The organism is Mesorhizobium sp. M4A.F.Ca.ET.090.04.2.1 (assembly GCF_003999085.1).
In the GTDB taxonomy this organism is placed as follows: Bacteria; Pseudomonadota; Alphaproteobacteria; order Rhizobiales; family Rhizobiaceae; genus Mesorhizobium.
Genome location: NZ_RZOT01000321.1, coordinates 1 through 6,933, shown reverse-complemented (window position 1 = coordinate 6,933; position 6,933 = coordinate 1). Strand labels below are relative to the sequence as shown.

The 6,933-nt window shown below is 66.5% G+C and carries 5 protein-coding genes and 1 pseudogene; 2 read left to right on the top strand and 4 right to left on the bottom strand.

The window, feature by feature from the left end; all coding sequences use genetic code 11:
• Nucleotides 1-464, top strand: a pseudogene (locus tag EN781_RS21290) (bifunctional folylpolyglutamate synthase/dihydrofolate synthase); the annotation flags it as partial.
• Nucleotides 465-520: 56 nt separating this feature from the next.
• Complete coding sequence (locus tag EN781_RS21285) at nucleotides 521-940, top strand: VOC family protein (protein ID WP_126057126.1); 420 nt, start codon at nucleotides 521-523, stop codon at nucleotides 938-940.
• 21 nt (nucleotides 941-961) lie between these two features.
• Here EN781_RS21285 and EN781_RS21280 read toward each other — a convergent pair whose 3' ends face one another.
• The 4 genes from EN781_RS21280 to addB all read right to left on the bottom strand — a co-directional run.
• Nucleotides 962-1,243: a cupin domain-containing protein gene (locus EN781_RS21280; protein WP_126057125.1), complete on the bottom strand. Its 282-nt coding sequence runs from the start codon at nucleotides 1,241-1,243 to the stop codon at nucleotides 962-964.
• A gap of 132 nt (nucleotides 1,244-1,375) precedes the next feature.
• Nucleotides 1,376-1,699, bottom strand: a complete 324-nt coding sequence (trxA, locus tag EN781_RS21275) for a thioredoxin (RefSeq protein WP_126057124.1) — start codon at nucleotides 1,697-1,699, stop codon at nucleotides 1,376-1,378.
• 74 nt (nucleotides 1,700-1,773) lie between these two features.
• Nucleotides 1,774-5,286, bottom strand: coding sequence for a double-strand break repair helicase AddA (addA, locus tag EN781_RS21270; RefSeq protein ID WP_126057123.1), 3,513 nt, complete (start codon nucleotides 5,284-5,286; stop codon nucleotides 1,774-1,776).
• A partial coding sequence (gene addB, locus EN781_RS21265) for a double-strand break repair protein AddB (RefSeq protein ID WP_127400300.1) occupies nucleotides 5,283-6,933 on the bottom strand: 1,651 nt, incomplete at its 5' end. The genes addA and addB, both read right to left, overlap by 4 nt.

The window sequence follows — 6,933 nt, the reverse complement described above, 5'->3', positions numbered from 1 at the left end:
GCGTCGCCTGGCCCGGTCGCATGCAGAAGCTGACCCAGGGCCGACTGACGGAGCTGGCGCCGAAGGGCGCCGATATCTGGCTCGACGGCGGCCACAATCCCGGCGCCGGCCTTGTTATCGCCGAAGCGCTGGCCGAGCAGGAAGAGAAGCACCCGCGGCCGCTGTTTCTGATCTCCGGCATGATCAACACCAAGGACCAGAGCGGCTATTTCCGGGCCTTCAAGGGCCTCGCCCGGCACGTCTATACGGTGCCGGTGAGCCTCAGCGACGCTGGCGTGCCCAATGACGAGCTGGCGCTGCGCGCCGGCGAGGCCGGCCTGTCAGCCGAGCCCGTCAGTTCAGTTGCCAGCGCGTTGATGCTACTGCGCGATACCTGGGACGGTCCGCCGCCGCGCATCCTGATCGGCGGCTCGCTTTACCTTGCCGGCGCGGTGCTGGCCGAAAATGGCACGCCGCCCACCTGACGTCGGATTTCTCGCAAGCATGGGGCGTCCTATCTGACCAGCGCAAGGAGCCCGTCGTGATCAAGGTCAAGCAACTCGCCCACGTCTGCATCTTCGCGCATGAGCTGGAAGCGACGCGAGGCTTCTACCGCGACGTCCTCGGCATGGACACCCAGTTCAATTTCCTGCGCGACGGCAAGGTCTTCGGCTTCTACCTCAATTGCGGCGGCCGCAGCCATGTCGAGGTGTTCCAGAAAGGCGAGGCCAGCTACAGCGACCAGAACCAGATCAACCACTTCTGCCTCGAAGTGGAGGATATCGACGCCGCGATCGCTCATATCAGGTCGAAGGGCGTCGAGGTCACGTCGAAGAAGCATGCCTGCGACGACACCTTTCAGGCCTGGATCCGCGATCCCAACGGCGTGAAGATCGAGCTGTTCGAATACACCGGAAAGAGCGCGCAATTCACCGGCGGCGACCGCATCGCCGACTGGTGACTGCCGCACGCTGTCTGCGGACTACTTCAGTTCGATCTCGATGAAGGCGTACTCGCTGTCATTGTCGCTGATGACGTCGTGCTCGACGCCTTCCTTGCGGAAATAGGGCGCTCCCTTCTTCATCTCGGCGAAGGATTCGCCGTCCTTGGTCAGCAGCTTCACCTTTCCGTCCATCAGCGGCACGATGACATAGTCATGGCCATGACGGTGCCAGCCGGTATTGTCGCCGGGCTGGAAGCGATATTCGGTGACGATGACGCGCTCATTGTCGATGAAGACGGTGGCCTTGGCTGTTCCGGTCATGATGTTCTCCTGTCCGTCCCAAGCAGAAGACATGGAGGCAGCGCGCGCGAGGGCCAGAGGGCGCTGAGGGATGGCGCCAAAGAAAAAGCCCGGCGCGATGGCCGGGCTTGTCCTGCAAACTTCTCGATTGGCTCACGCGAGGCTGCCGTTGATCCAGTGCGACAGCGCGGTCTTCGGCGCCGCGCCCACCTTCATGTCGGCCACTTCGCCGCCCTTGAAGATCATCAGCGTCGGGATCGAGCGCACGCCGAACTGCGCGGCAAGCTCGGGATTCTCGTCGATATTGAGCTTGGCGATCTTCACCTTCGAGCCAAGCTCCTTGGCGATGTCTTCCAGCGCCGGAGCGATCATCTTGCAGGGGCCGCACCATTCGGCCCAGAAATCCACCACGACCGGCTCCTTGGCGTTGAGCACATCGGCCTGGAAATTGCTCTTGTCGACCTTGACGGTGGTCATGCGGAAATCCTTTCAAGAACTCGGGTTGCACCAAATGTGGTGGTGACAGAGATCTAATTCAAGCAGTGCTTGTGTCACGCTCCCGTGAGTCGGGCAAGGGCATCATCCATCGCGCTGGCCGGCAGTTCGATCAGCCTTGGCGCTTCGGTGAACAGCAGCGCGGCCTGGACATCGCGGCCGGGATAGAGCGGCTGCAGCAGCGCGCGGTAGAGCGCAAGCTGCAGCACATAGGCCGGCGGCACCTCCTCCAGCGTCGTCGGCGCCGGCCGGTTGGTCTTGTAGTCGACGATCGACACGCTGTGCTCAGAGACCGCCAGCCGGTCGATCTTGCCGGAGATCGAGCGCAGCTTTCCCTTCACCTCGAGGCTGCCCATCACCGCGATTTCGGCGCGGGATGCGGGCGAGAACAGGGGGGCGAATAGGGGATCGGCGAGGATCGCAAGCACCGCGTTCAACGCTTTCACGCGCTCGGCTTCCGACCATGCCGCGCCGGCGCGCGCCAGATAGCGCTCGGCGGCGTCCTTGCGCCCGCCTTCGGCGATCGAAGGCAACATCTGCAGCAATTTGTGCAGCGCCAGCCCGCGCAGGACGGCGAAGCCTGGCTCGGCCTCGGCGTCCAGCACCGGCGAGCGCGTGTCGGTCACCGTCTCCTTCGCCTCGTCGATCAGCGCCGAGGCGCCGGAGGGCGACAGCGGCCGTGGCAGCTCCTCATACGGGGGCAACGGGCGGAACAGGCTTTCCGGCAGTGGCACGACATGCTCGATCGGGCTCTCCGCCTCGGCCGCCGCCAACGCCACCGGCGGCAATTTGGTCATATGGAAGCGGTGCACGACGACCTCCGCCGCCGCCGGGTGGCGGCGCTCCATGCTTTCCGGCGCGCCGAGCAGCGCCCGGCTGACGATCGAATGCCAGGTGCCGGTGCTCGGCGCCCGCTTGCCATGGTATCCGCAGACGACCAGCCGGTCCTCGGCGCGCGTCATGCCGACATAGAGCAGTCGGCGGTATTCGTCGTCGGCGAGTTCGCGGGCATGCGCGGCGGCGGCCTTCGAAAAGCCGTTGGCGACGTCGCCGGCCGAGCGCCAGAGATAACCCTTGCCGTCGAAATGCTGGCCCGAGCCCTGGAACGGCATCAGGCGCGGCAAATGCTGGTCGCTGAACGGCGCCGAGCCGCCATCGACCAGGAAGACGACCGGCGCCTCCAGGCCCTTGGCGGCGTGCACGGTCATGACGCGGACCTCGTCGCGGGTCTGGTCCATCTCGCGCTTGATCTCGGGTCCGCTGCTTTCCAGCGTCGCCAGGAAGGCCTCCAGTCCCGGCAGGCCGGTGCGCTCCTCGGCCAGGCAGAAGCTCAGGAATTCGTCGATGATATCGCCGGCTTCCGGTCCGAGCCGGGCGATCATCTTCTTGCGCAGGCCGTCGCGGGCGAGTGCGGCGGCATAGAATTCGAACAGCGGCTTGAACGCCGCCTCGTTCGCCCAGGCGTCGAGTTGCGCCACCACCGGGGCCAGCGCCGGATCCTCTCCGGCCTGCTGCCTCAGTGAGGCGACCAGCGATTGGCCGGAAGGGCGTCCGTTAGCCAGCGAAAAGAGCCGCTCCTCGGACACGTCGAAGACAGGGCTGCGAAGCACGGCCGCCAGCGATAGGTCGTCCTGCGGCTGGATGAGGAAATGGCCGAGCGCGATCAGGTCCTTCACCGCAATGTGGCCGGGTAGGCTCAGCCGGTCGGCGCCGGCGACCGGAATGTCGCGGCGTTTCAAGGCGCGGGTCAATGCATGCACGAAGCTGTCGCGCTTGCGCACCAGCACGAGCACGTCGCCAGGCCCCAACCGCTTGCCGCGGCCTTCGATGATTTCACCGTTGCCGATCCAACCGGCAATGGTGGTCGCAACATTCTCGGCAACGCGCACAGCTGGCGCATGGGCATGGTCGACGGCCTGGGTCCAGTCGTCCGGCTCGTCGACCATTTCCGCGCCGATCGACGGCCAGACCTCGACATAGCCCGGCGCATCGGTTCGGATCGCCTTGTGGCTCAGCGCATCAGGGTCATGGCTGATCCCGCGCCTGATTCCGGGATCGGCAAAGACACGGTCGACGGCGGCCAGCACGTCGTCGCTGGAGCGGAACGACCAGGTCAGCTTGAGATCGGCGAAGGAGAATCCTGCGTCGCGCACGCGTCCGGCAAATAGTTGCCTGCTCTCGGCAAAGGAATCGGGCGCGGCACCCTGGAAGGAATAGATCGACTGCTTCTCGTCGCCGACGGCAAACATCGTGCGATGGACGGCTTCACGCTGTCCTAGCCCGGCAAAGAACTCTTCCGTCAGCTTCTTCACCGCCTCCCATTGGTCTGGACTGGTGTCCTGCGCCTCGTCGAGCAGGATGTGGTCGATGCCCTGGTCGAGCTTGAACTGCACCCACGCACCGGCATCGGGGCGCGACAAAAGGGCGACGGTGCGGGTGATCAGGTCGTTGAAGTCGAGAAAGCCGCGGCTCCGTTTCAGATGCTCATAGCGTGCAATCAGCCAGCGGGCGACCGTCAGCGCCGCCGCGGTGCCTTCGAGCATCCTGAACAGCGCCAGCCGGTCCGACACTTCCAGGATTGCCCTGGCAGCCTCGATGTAGCGCTCCGGTAGGTCCGGCAGCCGGTCGAGCAGCACTTTTTTGAAGGCTTTTGCCGGCTCGTAGGCGGCGCCATCGGCCTTCAGGAAAGCCTTGCCGAGCAGCTCCAGCCTGCGGATCTGATCGGCTTCGGCAAAGGCCAGCCTTGCATAAGGCAGGATGTTGTTCAGCACCATGCGCGCATCGGCTGCTTCGGCGGCACGCGCGAAGCCGGCGAAATAGTCTGGCAGGAAACCGGGCAATGGCCAGAGCGAAGAGGCGATGTCCTCTGCCGTCAGGCCGGGCCTGAAGCGGAATTCGGCGAGCAGCGACCGGAAGTCGTCGCCCAGCCCCGCGATGAAGGCGCGCAGCCCGTCGCGTTTGTTCACGATCTCGGCCAGCAGCGCGTCGAGACCGGCCTCGCCGCCGCGCTCCAGCACCAGGGCGAAGGCCTCGGCCAGTCCTTCGGCGCCGGCGCTGGCGCCCGAGATCATGTCGCGGCGGGCATCGCCGAACAGCGACGCTTCCATCTGCGTGTCGAGCATCTCGAAATGCGCGGGAATGTTGGCTTCCAGCGGGAACTGGTGCAGCACCGACTCGCAGAAGGCGTGGATGGTCTGGATCTTCAGCCCGCCCGGCGTCTCCAGCGCCTCGGCGAACAACCGGCGCGCGCGGCGCATCGTGCCGGCATCGGCGCCACGGCCATCCAGCGCCACGATCCGGCTCGCCAACTCGGCATCGCCCAGCGACGTCCATTCCGACAGCGTCGAGAACACCCGGTTCGACATGTTGGCGGCGGCGGCGCGCGTGTAGGTCAGGCAAAGGATCTTCGACGGGTCGGTGCCGCTGAGCAGCAGCCGGATGACGCGCTGCGCCAGCACATGCGTCTTGCCGGACCCCGCATTGGCAGAGACCCAGGCCGAATTCAGCGGGTCGGAAGCGCGCGCCTGGCTGGCGGCGGTATCGCTCGGGATCGGGTAGGCCTTCTTCATGCCTCCCCCGCCTCGTCGTCGCTCTCGCCGCCGGCCGACCATTCGAGCACGCGGGCGAGATGGTCGTAGTCGCCATCGACCTCGCCCTCGCGGAACGGCAGCGCGCGCGACAGATAGCCGGTCGTCGGGTCGGCATAGTGGAAGAGCAGCTTCTCCAGCCGCGCCCAGGCGTCCTCGGAAAGCTCGTTGGCGGTTCGGAGCTTCCGATTGTACTCGAGGATCGATTCCGGATCGACATCGCCATTCGCCTTCAGCCGCACGAAGGCAAGCTGGGAGGGTTCGCGAATGCCGAGTTCCTTGAAGGCGCCTCGCCGCAGCAATGCGCCTTCGAGCGCGAGCTGCGGCGAAAGCAATGTATGGGCCTGTGCTTTCGAGGGCGAGGAGCCCGTCTTGTAGTCGAGGATATCGGCCATGCCTCCGGCGAGGAGGTCGATCCGGTCGGCACGCCCGGACAGGGTAACTCCAGTACGGCCGACGACGGTTCTTTCGGCACGTTCCTCGGCGTGCCGACTTGTGACATCGGGTGCACGCTGCCGCTCCCACTGGATGATGTTCGCGGCGAGCTTTTCGAAACGCGGCCACCACACCGCCTCGATGTCGGCTGGAAGCGCCGCTTCGGCGAAGCAGGCCCGGCCTGCCTCGACCAGGCTTTGCAAGGCGTCCGGCGCGCGCGGATCGGCGACCCGCCGCGAAAACAGGTGCAGGATGGCGTGGAACAGCGTGCCGCGCTCGGCGGCGCCCGGATCGCGAATGACCGGATCGAGCGGCACCAGGCCGAGGATGCGTCGGGCGTAGACTGCATAGGGATCGCGGCGCAGGGTCTCGATCTCGGTCACCGAGAAATGCTGCGGCCGGGTGGCGAGCGGCGGCCTCGGCTGCGGCCTTGGCGCGAAGTCCAGCCGCTCGCCGGCATCGAGCGCGCGCGCCCAGGAGAGCAGCGCCGCGCCGCGCCGCATCGGCGCCGCCGCGTGCTCCTTGCCGATGAAGGTCAGCATGCGCTGCAGCCAGCGCGACGGCACCGCCGGCGCGTCGCCGGAACGGGCCGCGCGCGTCAGCACCACTTTCTTCGCGCCCATCGCCATCTGGAAGTCATGCGCGGCAAGGCCGATGCGCCGCTCCGGCGGCTCGAGGTCGATGCCGGTCTTCATCAGCCGCGACATGAAGCGGTCGCTCTCCGGCTTGCGCGGCCATACACCTTCGTTGAGCCCGCCGATGACGAGCGTGTCGACGCTCTGCAGCCGCGCCTCCAGCGCGCCCCAGATGGCGATGTTGCGGTCGGTACCTTGCGCCGGCTTCACCGTTTCCGGTGCGATTAGCGCGTCCATCACATCGGGCCATTCGGCCGCAGCGAAGGCGAACGGCACCGAAGCGGCGACCAGGCCGCGCAGCAGTTCGGCGAGCTTCTCACCGGCGTCGCCGGCATAAAGTTCCGCTGGGCCGCCATCGGCTGCCCGGCCAAGGTTCTCCAGCGCAATAACGCTGGCCCGCGTCAACGCGGCAAGATCGGCGTCCTGTTCGCCGCGAAAGGCTGTGAGCGGGGCCAGGGCCTCGGCAAGCCGGGCAAGCATATCCCGCGCCTGCTCGATCCCGCGCACCGTCAGCCGCGCGAACCAGAAGGGCGGGCGGCTGTCGCCGAGACCCGAAAGG

Excerpts from the sequence above, each read along its gene's own strand:
- addA (WP_126057123.1), bottom strand. The coding sequence starts at position 5,286 with ATGAAGAAGGCCTACCCGATCCCGAGCGATACCGCCGCCAGCCAGGCG.
- EN781_RS21280 (WP_126057125.1), bottom strand. The coding sequence starts at position 1,243 with ATGACCGGAACAGCCAAGGCCACCGTCTTCATCGACAATGAGCGCGTC.
- trxA (WP_126057124.1), bottom strand. The coding sequence starts at position 1,699 with ATGACCACCGTCAAGGTCGACAAGAGCAATTTCCAGGCCGATGTGCTC.